This window comes from Micromonospora sp. NBC_01796 (genome assembly GCF_035917455.1).
Classification (GTDB): domain Bacteria; phylum Actinomycetota; class Actinomycetes; order Mycobacteriales; family Micromonosporaceae; genus Micromonospora_G.
The window spans coordinates 3,392,042-3,411,302 of sequence record NZ_CP109078.1 but is presented as its reverse complement, the minus strand read 5'-3'; the positions used below and the strand labels follow the sequence as shown (position 1 = coordinate 3,411,302).

The 19,261-nt window shown below is 70.0% G+C and carries 13 protein-coding genes; 3 read left to right on the top strand and 10 right to left on the bottom strand.

Annotated features, from left to right (window positions below):
• The first annotated feature begins 17 nt into the window (after positions 1 to 17).
• The 3 genes from OIE47_RS15750 to OIE47_RS15740 all read left to right on the top strand — a co-directional run bounded on the left by OIE47_RS15750 (position 18) and on the right by OIE47_RS15740 (position 3,671).
• Positions 18 to 983, top strand: a complete 966-nt coding sequence (locus tag OIE47_RS15750; RefSeq protein WP_326562242.1) for a helix-turn-helix transcriptional regulator — start codon at positions 18 to 20, stop codon at positions 981 to 983.
• Positions 984 to 1,084: 101 nt separating this feature from the next.
• Positions 1,085 to 1,459: an effector-associated constant component EACC1 gene (locus tag OIE47_RS15745; RefSeq protein WP_326562241.1), complete on the top strand. Its 375-nt coding sequence runs from the start codon at positions 1,085 to 1,087 to the stop codon at positions 1,457 to 1,459.
• The gene (locus OIE47_RS15740) at positions 1,443 to 3,671 is read left to right on the top strand and encodes a caspase family protein (protein ID WP_326562240.1); all 2,229 of its coding nucleotides are present in this window, start codon (positions 1,443 to 1,445) and stop codon (positions 3,669 to 3,671) included. Before OIE47_RS15745 ends, OIE47_RS15740 begins: the two co-directional genes overlap by 17 nt.
• A 7-nt stretch (positions 3,672 to 3,678) precedes the next feature.
• On the opposite strand, the gene OIE47_RS15735 is transcribed toward OIE47_RS15740, so the two are convergent.
• The 10 genes from OIE47_RS15735 to uxaC form a co-directional block, all read right to left on the bottom strand.
• A complete protein-coding gene (locus tag OIE47_RS15735; RefSeq protein ID WP_326562239.1) occupies positions 3,679 to 4,101 on the bottom strand; it encodes a DUF4362 domain-containing protein in 423 nt (140 codons plus the stop codon).
• A 172-nt stretch (positions 4,102 to 4,273) separates the two neighbouring features.
• Positions 4,274 to 5,866, bottom strand: a complete 1,593-nt coding sequence (locus OIE47_RS15730) for a pectate lyase family protein (RefSeq protein ID WP_326562238.1) — start codon at positions 5,864 to 5,866, stop codon at positions 4,274 to 4,276.
• A 71-nt stretch (positions 5,867 to 5,937) separates the two neighbouring features.
• Positions 5,938 to 7,533 carry a pectate lyase family protein gene (locus OIE47_RS15725; RefSeq protein WP_326562237.1) on the bottom strand — a complete coding sequence of 532 codons (1,596 nt, stop codon included), beginning with the start codon at positions 7,531 to 7,533 and terminating at the stop codon, positions 5,938 to 5,940.
• 75 nt (positions 7,534 to 7,608) lie between these two features.
• A complete protein-coding gene (locus OIE47_RS15720; protein WP_326562236.1) occupies positions 7,609 to 10,182 on the bottom strand; it encodes a pectate lyase family protein in 2,574 nt (857 codons plus the stop codon).
• A 225-nt stretch (positions 10,183 to 10,407) separates the two neighbouring features.
• A complete protein-coding gene (locus OIE47_RS15715) occupies positions 10,408 to 12,030 on the bottom strand; it encodes a pectate lyase family protein (RefSeq protein WP_326562235.1) in 1,623 nt (540 codons plus the stop codon).
• Positions 12,031 to 12,140: 110 nt separating this feature from the next.
• Complete coding sequence (locus tag OIE47_RS15710) at positions 12,141 to 13,490, bottom strand: pectate lyase family protein (protein WP_326562234.1); 1,350 nt, start codon at positions 13,488 to 13,490, stop codon at positions 12,141 to 12,143.
• Positions 13,491 to 13,729: 239 nt separating this feature from the next.
• A complete protein-coding gene (locus OIE47_RS15705; RefSeq protein WP_326562233.1) occupies positions 13,730 to 15,007 on the bottom strand; it encodes a Gfo/Idh/MocA family protein in 1,278 nt (425 codons plus the stop codon).
• The gene (locus tag OIE47_RS15700; protein ID WP_326562232.1) at positions 15,004 to 16,530 is read right to left on the bottom strand and encodes a mannitol dehydrogenase family protein; all 1,527 of its coding nucleotides are present in this window, start codon (positions 16,528 to 16,530) and stop codon (positions 15,004 to 15,006) included. Before OIE47_RS15700 ends, OIE47_RS15705 begins: the two co-directional genes overlap by 4 nt.
• Complete coding sequence (locus OIE47_RS15695) at positions 16,521 to 17,816, bottom strand: enolase C-terminal domain-like protein (RefSeq protein WP_326562231.1); 1,296 nt, start codon at positions 17,814 to 17,816, stop codon at positions 16,521 to 16,523. The genes OIE47_RS15700 and OIE47_RS15695 overlap by 10 nt, the downstream gene beginning before the upstream one ends.
• Positions 17,813 to 19,246, bottom strand: a complete 1,434-nt coding sequence (gene uxaC, locus OIE47_RS15690) for a glucuronate isomerase (RefSeq protein WP_326562230.1) — start codon at positions 19,244 to 19,246, stop codon at positions 17,813 to 17,815. The genes OIE47_RS15695 and uxaC overlap by 4 nt, the downstream gene beginning before the upstream one ends.
• Positions 19,247 to 19,261 lie beyond the last annotated feature (15 nt).

Genomic DNA, 19,261 nt, shown 5'->3' with positions numbered 1-19,261 from the left:
CTGCCAGACTCGGGAACATGTTGGAGACCTCGGCGCGGCTGCTGCGCCTGCTGTCGTTGTTGCAGTCCCGGCGGGACTGGGCCGGTGCCGCGCTGGCCGAACGCCTCCAGGTGAGCGAACGGACCGTACGCCGCGACGTCGACCGGCTGCGGGACCTCGGCTACCCCGTGCACGCCAGCAGGGGCACCGACGGTGGTTACCGCCTGGGCGCGGGTGCGGCCATGCCGCCGCTGCTCCTCGACGACGAGGAGGCGGTGGCCGTGGCGGTCGGGCTGCGTACGGCAGCCGGTGGCACCGTCGCCGGGATCGAGGAGTCGTCGGTACGGGCGCTGACCAAACTCGAACAGGTGCTGCCGGCCCGGCTACGGCACCGGGTCAACGCGTTGCAGACGTACACCGAGCCGGTGCCGGCGGACCAGCCAGGACCGGTGGTCGACCCGGCCGTACTGATCGTGCTCGCGGGGGCGTGCCGGGACTCGGAACGACTCCGGTTCGACTACCGGGCCCATGACGGGTCGAGTGCGGTTCGGGTGGTCGAGCCGTACCGGCTGGTGTCGTGGGGACGCCGCTGGTACCTGCTCGCCTGGGATGTCGACCGGCAGGACTGGCGTACGTTCCGGGTCGACCGGATCCACCCCCGTACGCCCACCGGGCCACGTTTTCCGCCGCGCGACCCGCCGGAGGGAGGCGCTGCCGCGTACGTCGCAAGGGGTGTGTCGGCCGCGGCCTGGCGCTACCGGTCCCGGGTCCTGGTGCACGCGCCCGCGACCGTGGTGGCCGAGCGGATCAACCCGGCGGTGGGGGTGGTGGAGGCGGTGGACGATCGCACCTGTGTGCTGAACACCGGGGCGGACAGCGTGCAGACGCTCGCGGTGTACCTCGGCCTGCTCGGCGTCGACTTCGACGTCACCGAGCCCCCCGAACTCGTCGACTATCTCCGTACGCTGAGCGAACGCTACGGCCGGGCCACCCCCGGCCGGTGAGACACGGTCGGGGACACATGCCCTCCACCGATACATTCACCTACCGGAGCGGGTTTTCCGGATGTCGAGTGGATGGACCGTCGGGCGGAGGGAGTTCCGGAATGTCGGTACGGATCGATGCTGGCGGTAACAACGCCGAACTGGAAGACCTGTGGGAGTGGCTGCGCGCCGAACGCGCCCTGCGCGGGCTCGTACGGCTGGAGAGCGGACCCTCGGCTCCCGGCACCATGGGATCCGGCCTGGAGATCACCGTTCAGATCGCGACCGTCATCTCCGGGGCGGGCGCTCTCTGGGCCGCGGTGGCGCAGTCGGTCGCCCTGTGGTTGGACCAACGGCGCACCGACATCACGATCACGGTGACGAAGCCCGACGGCACCACGGTGCAGTTGAGCGCCAAACGGCCGGCGGAAGCGAAGCGGCTGATGGCGGAGTTCGCCGAGCAGCGGGAAGTGGGCGACGGTGACCCGACTACCTGACCCGGAGCATTCCCGCGCGTTCCTGATCGGCACCGCCACGTACCAGTCGGACCAGCTCCCCGACCTGCCGGCCGTACGCAACAACCTGACGGATCTCCGGGCCACCCTGACCGCGCCGCTGCTGGGCGGGTTCGCCCCGGACCGCTGCGTCATGCTGGCCGATCCACCCGATCCGGTCTCCCTCTACAACATGCTGCTGGACCACGCCGCGAACACCGAGGACACCCTGCTGGTCTACTTCGCCGGGCACGGGCGGACAGCGCCGCGCGGCAAGCTGTATCTCGGCCTGACGAACACCGGGGAAACCAACCTCCCGGTCAGCGGCTTCGACTACGAACTGCTTCGCGACCTCGTCATGGACAGCAAGGCGGTCAACAAGGTGGTGGTCCTGGACTGCTGCTTCAGCGGCCGGGCGATCCAGGGAATGAGCGGCGCCGGGGCCGCGACCGCGGAGCAACTGGAGATCGAGGGCACCTATGTCCTGACCGCGACCGCCGCGAACGCCCAGGCACTCGCCCCGCCGGGTGCGCACCACACCTCCTTCACCGGCGAACTCCTGCATGTCCTGGGCAGCGGCGTACCGGACGCGGGTGAGCTGTTGTCGCTGGATGCCGTCTTCAAGCAGTTGCGGCACAACGTACGCCAGCGTGGGCTGCCGGTGCCCGAGCAGCGTTTCGGCGGGATGACCCACCAGCTCGCGCTCACTCGAAACGCGGCGGCGGCCCGGACCGCCGAACCGGCAGCGCCGCCCCCGGCTCCTCCGCCTCGGATCTCGATGCGGCAGGCGTATGTCGCCCAGCCACTCGTCCTCGCCGGTGCCCTGCATTTCACCAAGCAGGACCTGGCCGCGACGATCCGCCGGAACTGGGCGACCGCCGCCGAACACCTCTTCCCCCGGACGGCCCGGCCGGCGGCTCCCTCGGAGAGCTGGACCGAGCTGTTGGCGTGGCTACGCCAGTTCAACGACCCCGTGGCCGACGACGTCGAGGGACGCATCGCGCTCGTCGACCGGTACCTCACCGACCGGAAACTTCCCGCCGATCTCAAAGTGCTGCACCTGCTGCGCTGGCTCGATCCTGACGGGGCGGCAACCTACCTCGGGCACCACGTCACGTACCAGATGCTGGCTCGTGGCTGCCTTGGCACCCGGGTCGACGCCGACGATGTCGAACGACGCCTCTTCGAGGAGGTGTCCCGGCCGGGGCTGCTCGACGCCCTCTCCGGATTCGCCGAACTCGACGGGTTGCAGGGTGTGCAGCGGAAGTGGGACGGGGCCCGCCGGGCGTGGGAGAAGTCCGTCGAGAAGATGCGGTTCGAACTCGGCTACGCCGATGTACGCGGCAACGTGCCCGAATGGGCCGCCACGAACGGTCCGGGTGCACTGCTGTTCGGCCTACTGCCCCAGGACCGGGTCTCCGAAATATCGCGAAACCTGCCCACCGGGTCACCGCCGCAGGTCTCCATCCCCTGGTACGAACGACTGCTCACCGCCGCCGGCGGTCGGGAGACGGTGCTCGGGGCGCTGCTGGAGGCGGATCTGGCCCCGGTCGCGGAGCAAACCGCCCGCGACCGGGTCGAGTCGGAGCGCCAGCGGGAGGCCGAGCGGGAGGACCTGCGTCGCCGGGCCGAGCAGTGGTCCGCCGCCGAGGCCAGCCGACTCAGCGGGGCCGCGCGCTACCGGGCCGTCCTTCGCGCGCTGGCCGTCACCGGGGGCTGGAGTCTCATCCTCGTCATCGCGGTCTGGCTGGCCTGGTGCCTCTCCAGCCGTGACTTCGAGACCGCGAAGGTGCTGACGTTCTACGCCCTGACCCTGGGAGGAGCAGCCGCGTTCGTTCTCGTCCGATGCGGCCATCGGTTGGGCTCCGCCTACCACCCGGAGCCGGGTAGACCGTCGTCGTGGTTGCCATCCGTACGCGCCGCGATCTTCGGTGTCGCCGTCATGGTGCTCTTCGGTGTGACAGCCCGCCCGCCGAGGGAAGGACCGCGGGCCGATTTCGAACTCCTGCGCGAGTGGGGGCCTGCGCGTTTCTGGGAGTACGTCTCCAACAACTCCGATTACTACCGCGCCGACTGGTCACTCATCTGGTACGGAATCCTCGTCGCCCTCGGCTTCGCGGCCTGCCTCGCGGTCGGGGCGTACGCGGGTGTCGCCAGCGCACGACAGTGGGAGGAACGCCACCGGGCGTACGAGCAGGCCCACCGGCCCGGCTGACGTACGGTCAGCTCTCGATCGGAGTGGGCTCGGAACACTGAGCGAAGTCGACCATCCCCGGTCGGGGAGTTGGCCCGGTGCAGGTGTGCCGGCTGATGATCTGCGGACCGAAGTTGTCCTGCCGGGAATCCGTGACGATCTCGACCCGGCCATCGACGCCCGCCTCGTAGGTGGTGATGATCGGGTCGCCTTCGGTGGTGGGACTGGTCTGTTTGAGCCGTACGGGACGCCCGGCCTGCACGGCGTCCACAAAGCACCGGACGGCACGTTCGGAAAGTCCTTCACCCTGCGACAGCACGAAGGTCCCACAGTCCGTGACCTCCCCCGAACCCGCGACGGCGGAGGCGGAGACGTCCGTGGCCGGCGCCTTCGGTCCGCCGCATGCCGACAGCGCGACCGCGGCCACTGCCAGGTACAGAACTCGCTTCACCAGGACATCTTCCCTCGTCCAACCCCGTGACAAGGGCTTTGACGCGACGGCGCGGATGCCCGCACCACCGATTCCCTCGACGATCTTGCACTTGTGGCGCCCGGATCACGGCACTCATCCGGATTTGTGTACCACCACAAGTGCAAGATCGTCGCGGTGCCTGCGGCGACCGTCAGATGCGGCCGGTGCCTGCGCCGGACGTGACCGCGGCGATCACCGACGAGGTCGGGTCGAGCGGGTACGTGTACGGCGGGGTGGTGAAGCTGCCGACCTGGGTGATGTTGTTGACGCCACCGCCGAAGTCGTTGCCGCGTTCCACGGCGTACCCGTCCTGGACGGAGAGGGTGGTGGTCTTGACGGGCGTACCGGTGTTGCGGAAGACGTTGTTCTCCACCAGCACCTGCGCGCTCATCCGGGAGTGCACCCCGTTGACCACGTTCGAGTAGTAGTTGTTGTAGACGTGCGCGGTGCCGAACCGGACGCTCGGGCCACGGGCGTCCAGGTTGGACCAGTGGTTGTGGTGGTAGGTCACTGTCAGGTGCCCGGTGTCCTCGGTGACGTTGTCGTCGTCGTGCCCGATCAGCGAGGTCTTCCAGTGGTCCCGGAGGATGTTCCAGGAGACCGTGATGAAGTCCGACGCGTGGGTGATGTCGATCAGCCCGTCGTAGTAGTCGATGTCGTGGGCCCGGTCGCTCCACAGCTCATTATGGTCAATCCAGACATGATGGCTGTTTTGCACAGTTATCGCGTCAACTCCGACCGGGAACGAGAGCTTCAGGTTCCGGATGATGATGTTCTGCTGGCCGGACATCTTCAGCCCGCCACCGGTGAAGCCCGAGTTGGCGCCGATCCCGACGATGGTCTTGTTGGAGCGTACGTAGACCGCGTCGTCCAGGGTGATGATCCCGGAAACCTGGATGACCAGCGTCTCCCGGCTCCCCGCCTGGGTCTCGAACCCGGCCGCGTCGGTCACCGTGACCACGGTCCCGCCGGTTCCGCCGGTGGTGGTGGCGAGGCCGCGCCCGCTGACCGCGCCGTAACCGACCAGCCCGGCCGGCGTCTGCGGCGGCGGGTTCGTCGGCGGCCCGGTGGTCGGCGGTACGGTCGGCGTCGCCGTCGGGGTGGTGGTCGGCGGCGTGCCACCGGCACCGGTCACCGTCACGTCGTCGAAGGAACCACTGGCGTACGCGGTGACCAGCCCCACCCGGCCGGTGGGCAGACTGCTGTCGGAGGCACTGAGCAGGGCGGTGCCGTTCAGCCAGCCGCGCAGGCTGCTGCCGTTCACCTCCAACGCCAGGGTGTGCCATCCGCCCACGGTCACCGTGGCCGCGACCGAGGCCAGTACGGCCTGCGTACCGCCGGAACGTTCGCGCAGTTCCAGCCGCCCCGCGTTGGAGAGGACCAGCGCGTAGTAGCTCGACGAGGTCTGCGCCCGCGCGGCCAGACCCACCGAACGGTCCGTTCCGTTGAACGCGGTCGGCTTGACCCGCGCCTGCACGGTGTAGTTGGTCCAGGTCGCGGTGCCGGCGGTGGCTCGGGCGTCACTGCTGGTGCTCGACTGGCGCAGCACCTGCGAGCCGTCACCGGTCACCGACCAGCTACCACCGGACTTGGACCAACTGTTGGAGTTTCCACTCTCGAAGTTGTCGGCGAGGAGCGTGTCGGCGTACGCGAAGCCGCCGCCGAACGCGACGAGCAGGGCGGTCGCGGTGCCGGCCGCCGCAGCGACCAGTCCGCCCCGCCGAAGTCGGGATCGAGGTATCACGGAGCCCTCCGGCCACGCTGTGGGCAGGGGCCCCTTCCGCGAACAGGAAGGGGCCCCTGCCGATCGTTTGTCTACAGGCCGATCCGGCCGGTGCCGGCGCCCGAGGTGACGATGGACTTGACGCTGCTGGCGGTGTCGAGCTGGTAGGAGTACGGGATGCTGGCGACGCTGCCGCCGGTCTGGCCGGTGCCGGAGTTCACGAAGTGGTTGTTCCGGGCGACCAGGGTGCCGGGGCCGGAGTCGGCCTCACCCAGGTGGTACGGGTCCGGAACGTTCTCGAAGTAGTTGCCCTCGACGAGGACGCCGGCACCCTCGGTGGAGGCGACGCCGTACCCGCTGTTGTTGTAGTAGTAGTTGTTGTAGACGTGCACCGGGTTCGCGAACCGCACCCGTGGGTTGCGCTGGGTGCTGCCGTCGAACCAGTTGTGGTGGTAGCTGACCCGCAGGTGGCCGATGTCCTGGCTGCCGTTGTCGTCGCTGTGGCCCAGGAGCATGTTCTTGTCGTGGCCGAAGACGCGGTTCCAGGAGACGGTGACGAAGTCGGAGCCGCGCTTGATGTCGACGGCGCCGTCGTAGCCGTCGGTGAAGCTGTTGTGATCGATCCAGATGTTGGTGGCCGACTCCTGGACGTTGATGGCGTCGTCGTCCCAGCCGCGGAAGTTGAGGTTGCGGATGATGACGTTGCGGTCACCGTTGATGTTGAATCCGCAACCGGAGATGGTGGCCCCGGAACCGATGCCGAGGATGGTCTTGTTCGACCGGACCCGGAGCATCCCGGAGCAGGAGATGGTGCCGGAGACCCGGATGACCGAGGCGCTGGTGGAGCCGAGGGCGGTGGTCAGGGCGCCGGAGTCGGAGACGGTGACCGGTGAGGCGCTGCCACCGCCGGAGGTGCCGCCGTTCTGGGTGGCCCAACCGACGAGCCCGGTCTGCGGAGGCAGGGTCGGACCGGTGGTCGGCGGCGGGGTGGTCGGCTGGTTCGTCGGCGGGTTGGTCGGGCCCGACGTCGGCGGGGTGGTCGGCGTGGTGCCGCCGTTGCTGTCCACCGAGATGTCGTCGAAGACCGCGCTGGCGTACGTGGTGACCAGGGCGATCCGGCCGGCGGTCTGGGCGCTGTTGCTGCCCGAACCGATCTGGCTGCCGTTGACGAAGCCGCGGATGGTGCTGCCGCTCGCCTCCAGCCGCAGGGTGTACCAGGTGCCGGCGGAGACCGAGACCGAGGCCGAACCGATCACCGTGACCGCGCTGCCGTTGACCGCCTGCAACTCGGCCCGGTTGTTGTTGACCAGCGCCAGCCGGTACATCTTCGTGGCGCTGTTCGACCGGGACGCGATGCCGACCACGCGGTTCGAGCCGTTGAACGCCAACGGCTTGACCCTGGCCTGCACCTGGTAGTCGGTCCAGCTCGTCTGGCCGGCGAAGGCACGGGCGAGTTCACTGCCGGTGTTGCCCTGCCGGTAGGCGGCCGTACCGTCGGTCACCACCGACCAGTCGCCGCCGGACTTCGACCAGCCGTCGGCGTTGCCGTCGTTGAAGTTGTCCGCGAACAGCGTGGCGGCCTGCGCCGCCGTGGTCAGACCGACGGTGAGTGCCACCGCCACTCCGGCCGCACCGAGCGCGACCAGCAGGCCGCGCCGGTGCAGGCTTGCTCTCTTCGGTACGTGCACGATTCCTCCGTTGTTGGGTGGCGGGGCGACGGATTGCGGCCGCCGCCCCGCCGGTATGGGGACGGGTTTGGTGGGTCAGGGGTTGATGCGACCGGCGCCCGCGCCCGCGGTGACGATCGACTTGACGTTCGCCGCCGCGTCCGTGCTGTACGCGTACGGAATGGCCGCTACGTCGCCCGCGCTCTCCGGGGCACCGGAGTTGACGAAGAAGTTGTTGCGCTGGACCAGGTCACCCGGGTCCGATTCGGCATAACCGACGGCGGTCGGCCGGGTGACGTTTTCGAAGTAGTTGCCCTCGACCAGGACGCCCGCGCCCATGGTGGACGCGACGCCGTAGTCAGCGCCGAAGTAGTAGTTGTTGAACACGTGCACCGGGTCGCCGAAACGCACCCGGGGGTGCCGTTCCTTGCTGCCGTCGAACCAGTTGTGGTGGTACGTCACCCGCAGGTGGCCGATGTCGGCGGTGTGCCCGTCGTCGTGGCCGAGCAGCATGCTCTTGGTGTGGTTCACGACCCGGTTCCAGGAGACGGTGACGAAGTCCGACTCCCGCTTCACGTCGACCGCGCCGTCGTAGCCGCTGTCGAAGGTGTTGTGGTCGATCCAGACGTTGCGCGAGCCCTGCACGTTGATCGCGTCGTCGTCCCAGCCCCGGAAGGTGAGGTTGCGGATGATGACGTTGGTCGCGGAGCTGACGTTCAGCCCGTTGTCCAGGGTCGCGTTGGTGCCGACGCCGAGCACGGTCTTGTTCGACCGGACGTCGTTCATGGTGTCGGGCAAGCTCAGCGAGCCCTGCACCCGGATGATCAGCGGTGACGACGACTCCAGGGCGTCGGCGAGCGCCTGCCCGGTGGTCACCGTGACGGTCGAGCCGCCGGCACCGCCGGTGGTGCCACCGTTCTGCGCGGCCCAGCCGATCAGGCCGGTCTGCGGCGGCCCGGTCGGCGGGGGTGTGGTGGCCGGCGGGGTGGTCGCCGGGGGCGTGGTGGCCGGCGGGGTGGTGGCGGGCGGGTTGGTCGGGCCGCCGGGCAGGCCGACCTTGCCGACCCCGGCCTGCGCGGTCACCGTGGCCTTGGTGTCGCAGGCGGTGCCGATCGTGTACGGGTACGGCGGGTTGGTGACGCTGCCGCCGGTCTCGCCGGCACCGGAGTTGACCAGGCAGTTGTTCCGGGCGACCAGTCGCCCGTCCCCGGAGGACGCCTCACCCAGGTGGTACGGGTCGTCGACGTTCTCGAAGTAGTTGTCCTCGACGATGACGCCGGAGTCCTCGGTGGCGGCCACCCCGTAGTTGCCGGTGTTCAGGTAGTAGTTGCTGTAGACGTGCACCTGGTCGCCGAAGCGGACCCGGGGGTTGCGCTGGTTGGTGTTGTCGAAGAAGTTGTGGTGGTAGCTGACCTTCAGCCGGCCGGTGTCCTGGGCGGCGTTGCCGTCGTCGTGGCCGAGCAGCATGTTCTTGTCGGTGCCGTCGGCGTGGTTGTACGAGATCGTCACGTACGACGAGCCGCGCTTGACGTCGACGCCGCCGTCGAACCCGGTGGTCCAGGTGTTGTGGTCGATCCAGATGTGGTGCGAGAACATCTGCACGTTGACCGCATCGTCCGCCCAGTCCCGGAAGTTCAGGTTGCGCAGGATGACGTTGTGTACGGCGTTCGCCGGGGGTGCGGTGATCGCGTTGTCGATCGGCAGGCCGATGTTGAGCCCACCGCCGGTGAAGCCGGAGTTCGCCCCGAGGCCGACGATGGTCTTGTCGGAGGTGACCTCGTGCATCGGTCCGGGCAGCGCGATCAGGCCGCTGACCTGGATGATCTTCGGTCCGGTCGAGGCCGCCTCGGTGATGAACTGGGAGGCGGTGGTGACGGTGACGGTCGGGCCGCCCGCACCACCGGTGGTGCCGTTCTGGCCCCACGCGTCGACCGAGGCCCAGCCGTCGGCGACGTTGCTGCCCGGGTTGCCGGGCGGGGTCGGAGTCGGCGTGGTCGGGGTCGGGGTCGGGTTGGTCGGGGTCGGCGTCGGGTCACTTCCGCCGGAGGAGACCACGACGTTGTCGAAGTTCGCCGAGGCGTTGAAGGTGGCGACGCCGATCCGGCCGGTGGCGTACTGGCTGTCGGTGCCCTCGGTGAGCAGGGTGCCGTTGACGTACCCCCGCAGCGAGCTGCCGTTGACGTCGAGCCGGAGCGTGTACGTGGTGCCGACGCTGACCGTCACGCTGCCCGTGTCGAGGGTGGTGGAGGAGCCGCCGGAGAGTCGCTTCAGCTCGACCGTGTTGTTGCTGCGCAGGGCCAGGTAGTAGTAGCTGGTGCTGCTCTGCACCCGGCCGAGCAGGGCGACGAACCGGTTGGACCCGTTGAAGGCGGTCGGCTTGACGGTCGCCTGGACCGAGTAGTTGGTCCAGCTCGCCGTACCGGCGATGGAGCGGGCGTCGCTGCTGGTGCCGCTCTGCCGGTAGACCCTGGAGCCGTCGGTGGCGACCGACCAGCTTCCGCCCGAGGGTGTCCAGCCGGTGGAGTTGCCGTCCTCGAAGTCGTCGGAGAAGAGTGTCGCGGCGTAGGCGGTGGCGCCCATGCCGAGCGCCAGGGCGACCGCGGCGACTGCCGCGCCGACCGCGATCAGGAGACCGCGGCGATGCCTGCGCCGGGTTTCTGTGGTTGTCACTGAACCTCCTTGGTGGCTATCCGCCCAGGTAGGCAGATAGATCGATAACTTTCGATCTTTGTGGGCAGGGTTCGCCCTTGGGAAAAGTGCCGTCCCTGGCCCACTCGGATCGATCGGCGCCACGCCGGGAGGGATGCGGGAGAACCGGGCCGACTCGCCCGTACCGCTCCCGGCGCGCACCGGAGGGTTCGGCCGCCGTACGGCGGCGGCCGACCCCGACGGCCGTCAGAGGCCGATCTTGCCCGTGCCGGAACCGGCCGTCACGACCGCCTTGATGTTGTTCGGATCGGTGACCGTGTAGCTGTAGTACGTGCTCGGTTCCTGCACCGTGCCGCCGGAGTCACCCGGCTCGCTCGTGCCCGCGAGTACGTTGTTGCGGGCCACCAGACGGCCCCGTGATCCGGCGTAACTGACCGACCAGGGCACCTCGACGTCCTCGAAGTAGTTGCCCTCGACAACGCAGCCGGAGTTGAGCTGGCAGGCGACACCGACGTCGGTGTTGTAGACGAAGTAGTTGTTGAACACGTGCACCGGCTCACCGAACCGGACCCGCGGATTGCGCTGCGGCGTACGGTCGAACCAGTTGTTGTGGTACGTCACCTTCAGGTAACCGACGTCCTGGGCCGCGTTGCTGTCGTCGTGGCCGAGCAGCATGTTCTTCGTGTGGTGGTGGGTGTGGTTCCAGGAGACCGTGACGTAGCTGGCCCCCCGCTTGATGTCGATCAGACCGTCGTAACCGAGCGACAGGTCGTTGTGGTCGATCCACACGTGGTGGGTGAACATCTGCACGTTGATCGCGTCGTCCACGGTGTTGCGGAAGTTCAGGTTCCGGACGATGACGTTGTGCACCGCGTCGGCGGGCGGACTGGTCGCGTTGCTGACCGGGATGCCGATGTTGAGCCCACCGCCGGTGATCCCGGAGCTGGCCCCGACACCGACGATGGTCTTGTCCGAGGTCACGTCGTGCATCGGTCCGGGCAGCGCGATCATGCCGCTGACCCGGATGTTGAGCGGTCCCGACTGGGCGATCGCGGCCAGCAGCTCGGCCGGGGTGTCGACGGTGACGGTCGGGCCGCCGGCCCCACCGGTGGTGCCGTTCTGGCCGAGCGCGTTGACCGACGCGAAGCCGATCGGCGGGGCGCCCGGATCGAGCGGCGGCTCGGTCGGCGGCAGGGTAGGGCCGGTGGTCGGGCCGGTCGTCGGCGGCGGGCCGGTCACCGTCGCCACCTCGACGTCGTCGAACGAGGCGCTGGCGTACGAGGTGGCAAGCCCGGCCCGGCCGGAGCTGAAGCCGGTGTCGGTGGCCTGGACCGCCAGGTTGCCGTTGACGTACCCGCGCAGTGAGCTGCCGACGGCGTCCAGCCGCAGGGTCGCCCAGGTGCCGACCGGCACCGCGGCCGAGCCGGTGCCGAGCGCGACCGGGTCGCCGCCGGCCCGCTTGACCAGTTGCACCGCGCCGCCGCTGGTCACCACGAGGGCGTAGTAGCTGCTGCTGCTCTGGGCACGGGCGACCACGCCGACGTGCCGGTTGGCGCCGTTGAAGCCGGTCGGCTTCACCCGCGCCTGGACGCCGTAGTCGCCCCAGCTCGGCTGGCCGACCAGGGTGCGGGCGTCGCTGCTCTGCCCGGACTGGCGGTAGACCAGCGAGCCGTCGGTCACCACCGACCAGCTACCGCCGGACTTCGACCAGCCGTTGGAGTTGCCGTCCTCGAAGGTGTCCGACAGCAGCGTGTCGGCGAACGCGTACGGCATCCCGAAGGTGACCGCGGCGACGCTGAGGGTGCCGGCGGCGACCGTCGCGGCGAGCACACGCCAGGTCGGTCGTCCCCGGGTCCGGATCGATTTCACAGTGGGCCTCCTGTGGTGGTGGAACAGGGTTGGGGGTGAAACGGGTTCGGGGTGGGACGGGTTCGGGTGGTGGGAAGGGCCCGCGGGACGGGCGGGCCCTTCCCACCGGGTCAGACGGGTAGGCGGTTGGCGCCGGCCAGGAGCTGGACGGCCAACGGAACCAACGCGGTGGGCAGGGGCGGGGTGGCGCGCAGGGTGGGGGTCCAGCCGGCGTCCGCGCCCAGGTCCGGGTCGTGGGTGCTGTTGTAGGCGTCGAGCAGGCTGGTCGGCCGGGGCCAACCCCCATCGGTACGGACCCAACTACCGCGCTCGGTGAGCGCGGTGCCGCCCCAGTCGTAGAGCAGATCCTCCGGCGCGATCCCGTCGGCGACGGCGAAGAAGTTGTTCTCCGCGTAGAGGGCCGACTGGACGCCGACGCCGAGCGCGTACTGGAAGTCGCCGCCGGCGAGCTGGTAGTGGTTGTTGTAGAGGTCGACCTGGCCGAACCGCACCCGGGGCAGGCGCTGGAGGGTGCCGGCGAACAGGTTGTGGTGCAGGGTGACGTTGAGCCGGCCCACGTCCGGGCCGACCGTGTTCGACGAGCCGATCAGCATCACCTTGTCCCGGCCGGTGAACCGGTTGTAGGAGACGGTGACCCGGCTGGCGGTGTGGGTGATGTCCAGCGAACCGTCGTGCACCTGGTACGGCCGACCGAAGTAGACCGGCTGCGCCGAGTCCGGGTTGTCGCCGTCGGTGAAGGTGCTGTGGTCGACCCAGACGTTCTCGCTGCGGCGTACCGAGACCTGGTCGAACTGGGAGTTCCAGTTGCCGTTCTCGCCGTCGGTCGGCGCCCAGGCCGGAAAGCAGTCGCGGGCGTCGTCGAAGGTGAGGTTGCGGACGATGGAGTTGCTGGCCCCGTCGAGCATCAGGGTCAGCCCGGCGAGCGTGGCACCCCGCAGCCCGATGATGGTGGTGTTCGGCCCCACGTTGATCTGGGTCTGTCGGGTCTGGTTCGCCACCGACCGCACCCGGGCCGCCTCGACCGGCCCGCTCGGTGCCACCCGCCCCCACACCGCCGGGTCGTACGCGGCCAGATAGGCGGGCAGGCTGTATTCCGGATCGGCCAGGTCGGCGCAGTCCAGGAGCGTTCCGTCGGCGGCTTCGTAACCGTCGATCGAACCCTGGACGTAGATTATCTTCGGGGTGGCGTTGCTCCGGTTGGTGGCATTGTCGCCACCGAGCGCGGCCACCAGTTCGGTACGGCTGTCCACCACGTGGATCTGGTCCTCGGTGGCGGCGGAACCGCCGGTCGTACCAGGTCCGGCGGCGGCCCAGCCGTCATTCACCGGCAGTGCCTGCCGGCCCAGCAGACGGGCTCCCCAGGACAGTCGGTCATGTGATCCACCTGCGGTTACGGCCGTTCCCGGCACTACCGCGAGCGAGATCCCCACCAGTACGGCGGTCAACCTGATCAGTCGCATCTGCACTCTCCGCGTCTGCCTGTCGATTTCCGGTTCCGTAACGCGCACGAAACCTGTTCACAAACAGACGGTAAGGAAACGCAGTCACATGAGTCAATGTGCTACGTGTGCAGTTATGTTGCAGGGAATGGAGGCAATATTAATTGTCTCGGCCGCCCGCTGGCCGAGAAGTGGGTATTCGGTCCGATTCCTACCGCACGGCTGTCCCAATAATTTGCAGCCGGTTTTCCGTACGCGGCTCAGCCATTGCCCGTCTCCTCGCCCAGCGCCACCCGGTACGGCTTGACCGCCCACGGCACGCCCAACTCGTGCAGCAGCGCACCCGACTCGGCGGCCTGCCGCAGCACCCCGTTCACACCCCGGATCGACCACACCCTGTCCGGCGGTTCGCCCGTACCGAGCACGTTCCCGCCGCCCAGCAGGGTCGGCTCGGGGGCCGCGTGGATCGCCTCGATCAGCGCGGTGAAACCCTCCGTACGGTCCAGCGGCACGATCAGCGGCACCCCTTCCGGGTCCTCCCGGTGGTCCAGCAGGTTCGCCAACAGGCCCACCCGACCGGGCACCTCGCGGGGCTCCGGGTCGCCGGGCAACAGCAGCCGGTCGGTCGGATACTCCAGCACCGCCCGACCCGCCGTGCCGCGCACGATCACCTCACCGGGGATGAACTCCTCCCCGGCCAGGGTCACCGCCGCCACCACCGGCAGACCGGAGCGGAGCGTCACCCGCAGCGAGGCGGTGTCGTCCACCTCGATCGGCCGGGTCCGGTACCGCTCCAGCTCGACCGCGATCGGATCGCCTCCCCGCACACCGAGCCGGGACGGCACGGCGGCGGCCACCGCCAGACACTGCATGACCGCGTGCGCCAGCGGGTTGACCAGCGCGCCGTCGAGCACCGGATGCCCGTTGAGGCTGCGCCGCCCGGCCCACGGGGACCGGGCGTAGTAGGCGTCGGTACGTTGCCAGGAGGCGACCGTGGCGATGCCGGTGACCGTACCGAGGCGGCCGTCGGCGACGGCGGCGAGCAGTTCCGCCAGGGCCGCCGAGCCGAGCGCCTGGAAGCCGACCTGGATCGGCCGGCCACTGGCGGCACGGGCCATCGACAGGGCCCGGTGCTCGTGCGTACCGAGCACCGGTGGCTTCTCCAGCAGCAGATCGGCCCCGGACGCGAGCACGTCCAGGGCGATCGGCAGGTGGGTGTGCGGCGGCGTACACACGACCACCACGTCCGGGCGGACGGTCCGGAGCATCTCCCGGTGGTCGGTGAAGACCGCCGAGGTCTCGGCGGTCTCCGCGTCCGGCAACGGCTCGACCGGCCGTACGTCGACCAGGGCGACCAGTTCCAGCCGACCGGCACCGCCCAGTTCGGCGATGACCTGCCGGTGCCAGCGGCCGTGGCCGCTGGCACCGATCAACGCCACTCGGGGCGGCCCGGATCCCGTCCCGCCTCGCCGGTCCGCGAGGCTTTCTTCGGCGGCCCGCACCCGTCCTGGCACCTGACCGTGGGCGACCCCGGTCATCTCGCACCCGCCAGGGTCGCCTCGACCCCGTGCCGGTCGAGCGCGGTCAACCACTCCAGCACCAGTTCGCGGACCACCTCGTCGGCGGCGAGTTCGGCCGGGAAGACCTCGGTCAGCGCGAACAGCGAGTCGACCACCCCGGCCGGGGTGTCCTTCCCGGCGGCCAACGCCGCCCGGATCCGGTCGGCGAGCGGGTCGTCCAACGGCAGCGGGGTGCCGTCGTCGGCACGCCCCTGGACGAACCGCATCCAGGCGGCGACCGCCAGTGCCGCGTACCGGGGTGAGTGTCCGGCGGCCCGCAGGTCGACCAGGGTGTGCAGCATCCGCTGCGGCAGCTTCTGCGAACCGTCCATCGCCACCTGGATGGTCCGGTGGCGGATCACCGGGTTGGCGAACCGGGCCAGCGCCTGTTCACCGTAGTCGACCACCGACACCCCGTCCGGCGGGCTGAAACTGCGCGCCACGTCCTCGGCGATCAGCCGACGCAGCACCTCACGCAGGTACGGGATCTCCAGCGCGTCGGCGATCGTCTCCCGCCCGGCGAGCGCACCCAGGTACGCCGTGGCCGAATGCACCCCGTTGAGCGCCCGCAGCTTCAGTCGCTCCCACGGTCCGGCGTCGTCGGTCAGCACCGCCCCCGCCTGCTCCCAGGCCGGACGGCCACCGGGGAAGTCGTCCTCGATCACCCACTGCCGGTACGGCTCCGCCGCCACCGCGGCCAGGTCGGTGAAGCCCAGCGCGGACTGCGCGGCGGCGAACGTCTCCGCCGTGCTCGCCGGGACGATCCGGTCCACCATGGTCCCCGGATACGTCACGTTCGTACGCAGCCAGTCGGCGATCCGCTCCGCCCGTGCCCCGTTGGCCCCGTTGCGCCCACCTGCCGCCTCGGCCAGCATCGCCAGCGCCTGGCCGACCAGGCTGTGCAGCCGCTTGCCGTTCGACGGCAGGTTGTCGCAGCTCACCAGGGCCAGCGGACCGGCATCGGCGACCGCTCGGGCGAGCAGGCCACGGACCAGCAGCCCGGGAACCGTACGGGGGTCCCGGTCGGTGGTCAGGTCGGCGGTCACCTCGGCGTCCGGGCTGAACCGGCCACTGGCCGGATCGAGCTGGTACGCCTTCTCCGTCACGGTGAGCGTGACCATCCGGATCGCCGGATCGGCCAGCAGGGCCACGATCGCGCCCGGATCGCTGGGCGCGTGCCGTACCCCGGCGAGCGCCCCGATCACCTGGGTCTCGCTGCCGGCGCCGGAGAGGGTGGTGACGCTGAACAGGCAGTCCTGCGCGGCGAGTTGGTTCACCACCTCGGTGCTGCGCGGCGCCACCCCGACGATGCCCCAGTCGCCACCGCCCCGCGCGACCGCCTGCTCGGTGTAGACCGCCTGGTGGGCCCGGTGGAACGCGCCGAGGCCGAGGTGCACGATGCCGGCCGGCACCGTACCGGGCCGGACCAGCGGGCGGGCAGCGGACGGCAGCCGGCGCAGGGCACCGAGCCCCAGCGGCGACGCGCCGACGGTCACCGCCATGCCGGGCCGTCCGGGAAGCTGAACTCGGCGATCGAGGCGGGCTTGATCGTCGCGCTGTAACCGGGCAGTTCCGGCAGCAGGTAACGGCCCTCGCGGGTGCGTACCGGGTCCTCGAAGTGCTCGTGCAGGTGGTCGACGTACTCGACCATGCGGCCGTCGAGCGAGGTGCCGACCCGCAGGTAGTCGAAGATCGCCAGGTGTTGGACGTACTCGCAGAGGCCGACCCCACCGGCGTGCGGGCAGATCGGCACCCCGAACTTGGCCGCCATCAGGATCACCGAGAGGACCTCGTTGACCCCGCCGACCCGGCAGGCGTCGATCTGGCAGACCCGGATCGCCTCGGCCTGGAGCAGCTGCTTGAAGATGACCCGGTTCGCCGCCACCTCGCCGGTGGCCACCCGTACCGGTGCCACCGCGCGGGCGATCCGGGCATGCCCGAGTACGTCGTCCGCGTGCGTCGGCTCCTCGATCCAGTACGGCTCCACCTCGGCCAGCCGCTCCATGTTGGCGATCGCCTCGTCCACGTCCCAGACCTGGTTGGCGTCCATCATCAGCAGCGCGTCCGGGCCGATCTCCTCCCGGATGATCCGGGCCCGCCTTACGTCGTCCTCGATCGGGCCGCCGACCTTCATCTTCATCGCCCGCCACCCGTCGGCGTACGCCGCCCGGGTCAGCGCCCGCACCTTCTCGTCCGGGTAACCGAGCCACCCGACCGACGTCGTGTACGACGGGAAGCCACTCTCCTCCAGCTCGGCGAGCCGCTCCTTCAACCCGACGAGTCCGTTGTCGAGGATGGCGGTAGCGTCGGCCGGGGTGATGGCGTCGCTGATGTGGTGGAAGTCGATGCTGGCGACGAGTTCCTCCGTCGGCAGCTCGGCCAGCAGGCGCCACATCGGCTTGCCGGCGAGCTTGGCCCGCAGGTCCCAGACGGCGTTGACCAGGGCGCCGGTCGCCATGTGGATGACGCCCTTCTCCGGGCCGAGCCAGCGCAACTGCACGTCCGCGCTGAGCGAGCGCCAGAACGTCACCGGATCGGTGAAGATCTCCTCCACCGTACGGCCGACCACGTGGTGGGCGAGCGCTCGGATGGCACCGCAGGTCAGCTCGTTGCCTCGACCGTTGGTGAAGGTGAACCCGGCGCCGAAGACCCCGCTCGGGTCGTCGGTGCGCAGCTCGACGTAACTGGCCGAGTAGTCGCCCCGGTTGATCGCGTCCGAGCCGTCGCCGGCCGCCGCGGTCGGGAACCGTACGTCGTGCACCTCGGCGGCGGTGATGGTCACCGTCATTGCAGCTTCTCCCCGATCTTGAAGACCCGCTTGGGCAGGTGGTACGCCAGGTCGACGATCGTCTCGGCGGCCTCGTCCAGCGGCAGCCGCTCCTCGGCGACCAGCCGGGCCAGGAAGCCGGCGTCGATCCGGCGGGACACGTCGTGGCGTACCGGGATGGAGCAGAACGCGCGGGTGTCGTCGACAAAACCGGCGGTGTTGTAGAAGCCGGCGCTCTCCGTGACCGCCTCGCGGAACCGGCGCAGCACCTCGGGCGAGTCCAGGAACCACCACGGCGCGCCCAGGTAGAGCGCGGCGTAACCGCCGGCCAGCGGGGCCAGCTCGCGGGTGAAGGTGTACTCGTCCAGGGTGTAGACGACCAACCGCAGCCGGGGATCGTTGCCGTACGCGTCGAGCAGCGGGGTGAGGGCGTGCAGGTACTCGGTGGCCTGCGGGATGTCGCCGCCGACGTCGCGCCCGTGCCGGCCGTACAGCCAGCGGTTGTGGTTGCGTACGGCGCCGGGGTGCAGTTGCATCACCAGCCCGTCCTCGATCGACATCGCGGCGAACTCGACCAGCATGTGCGCCCGGAACGCCTCGGCGTCCTCGGGCGTGGCGGTGCCGAGCCGGCCCCGGTCGAACAGGGTGGCCGCCTCGGCCTGGCTCAACCGCAGGGTCAGCGCGGTCGGGTGGCCGTGATCGGACGAGGTCGCCCCGGCCGCGATGAACGCCTGCCGGCGCACCCGCAGGGCTTCGAGGTAACCGGCGTACGTCGCGGTGTCCGTACCGGCGACGGCGCCGAGGCGTTCGACGTTCTCGGCCCAGCCGTCGAACTCCATGTCGACCACGTTGTCCGGCCGGAACGTGGTGATCACCCGTCCGCCCGGTCCGCCCCAGCCGTCGGCGGCCAGCTTGGCGTGCCGGCCCAGGTCGTCCAGGGGCGACTCGGTGGTGGCCAGGGTCTCGATGTTGAACCGCTCGAACAGCGCCCGGGGGCGGAACGCCGGCTCGGCCAGCCGCGCCGCGATCTCGTCGTAGATCTCGTCGGCGGTCACCGGCCCGAACGCGGTGGTGACCCCGAAGACCTGGCGGAACGTCTGCTCCAGCCAGAGCCGCGACGGGGTCCCCCGGTAGAGGTGCCAGTTCGCGGCGAACCGGCGCCAGATGGTCCGGCCGTCGGTCTCCACCGGCGCCCCGTCGACCGTGGGCACGCCCAGGTCGGCCGGGGGGATGCCCTGGCTGAGCAGCATCCGGGTCAGGTAGTGGTCAGGGACGATGATCAGCCGCGCGGGGTCGGGGAACGGAGCGTCCTCGGCGAGGATGGCCGGGTCGACGTGCCCGTGCGGGGAGATCAGCGGTTGGTCCTTCGCCAACGCGTACAGCTCCCGCGCGATCGCCCGTTGGGTGGGCTCGGCCGGGAGGAGCAGGTCGGCTCCTGGTAGTGGGGGCACGGAAGCGGGCTCCTC

Excerpts from the sequence above, each read along its gene's own strand:
- OIE47_RS15750 (WP_326562242.1), top strand. The coding sequence starts at position 18 with ATGTTGGAGACCTCGGCGCGGCTGCTGCGCCTGCTGTCGTTGTTGCAG.
- OIE47_RS15745 (WP_326562241.1), top strand. The coding sequence starts at position 1,085 with ATGTCGGTACGGATCGATGCTGGCGGTAACAACGCCGAACTGGAAGAC.
- OIE47_RS15710 (WP_326562234.1), bottom strand. The coding sequence starts at position 13,490 with ATGCGACTGATCAGGTTGACCGCCGTACTGGTGGGGATCTCGCTCGCG.
- OIE47_RS15705 (WP_326562233.1), bottom strand. The coding sequence starts at position 15,007 with ATGACCGGGGTCGCCCACGGTCAGGTGCCAGGACGGGTGCGGGCCGCC.
- OIE47_RS15700 (WP_326562232.1), bottom strand. The coding sequence starts at position 16,530 with ATGGCGGTGACCGTCGGCGCGTCGCCGCTGGGGCTCGGTGCCCTGCGC.
- OIE47_RS15695 (WP_326562231.1), bottom strand. The coding sequence starts at position 17,816 with ATGACGGTGACCATCACCGCCGCCGAGGTGCACGACGTACGGTTCCCG.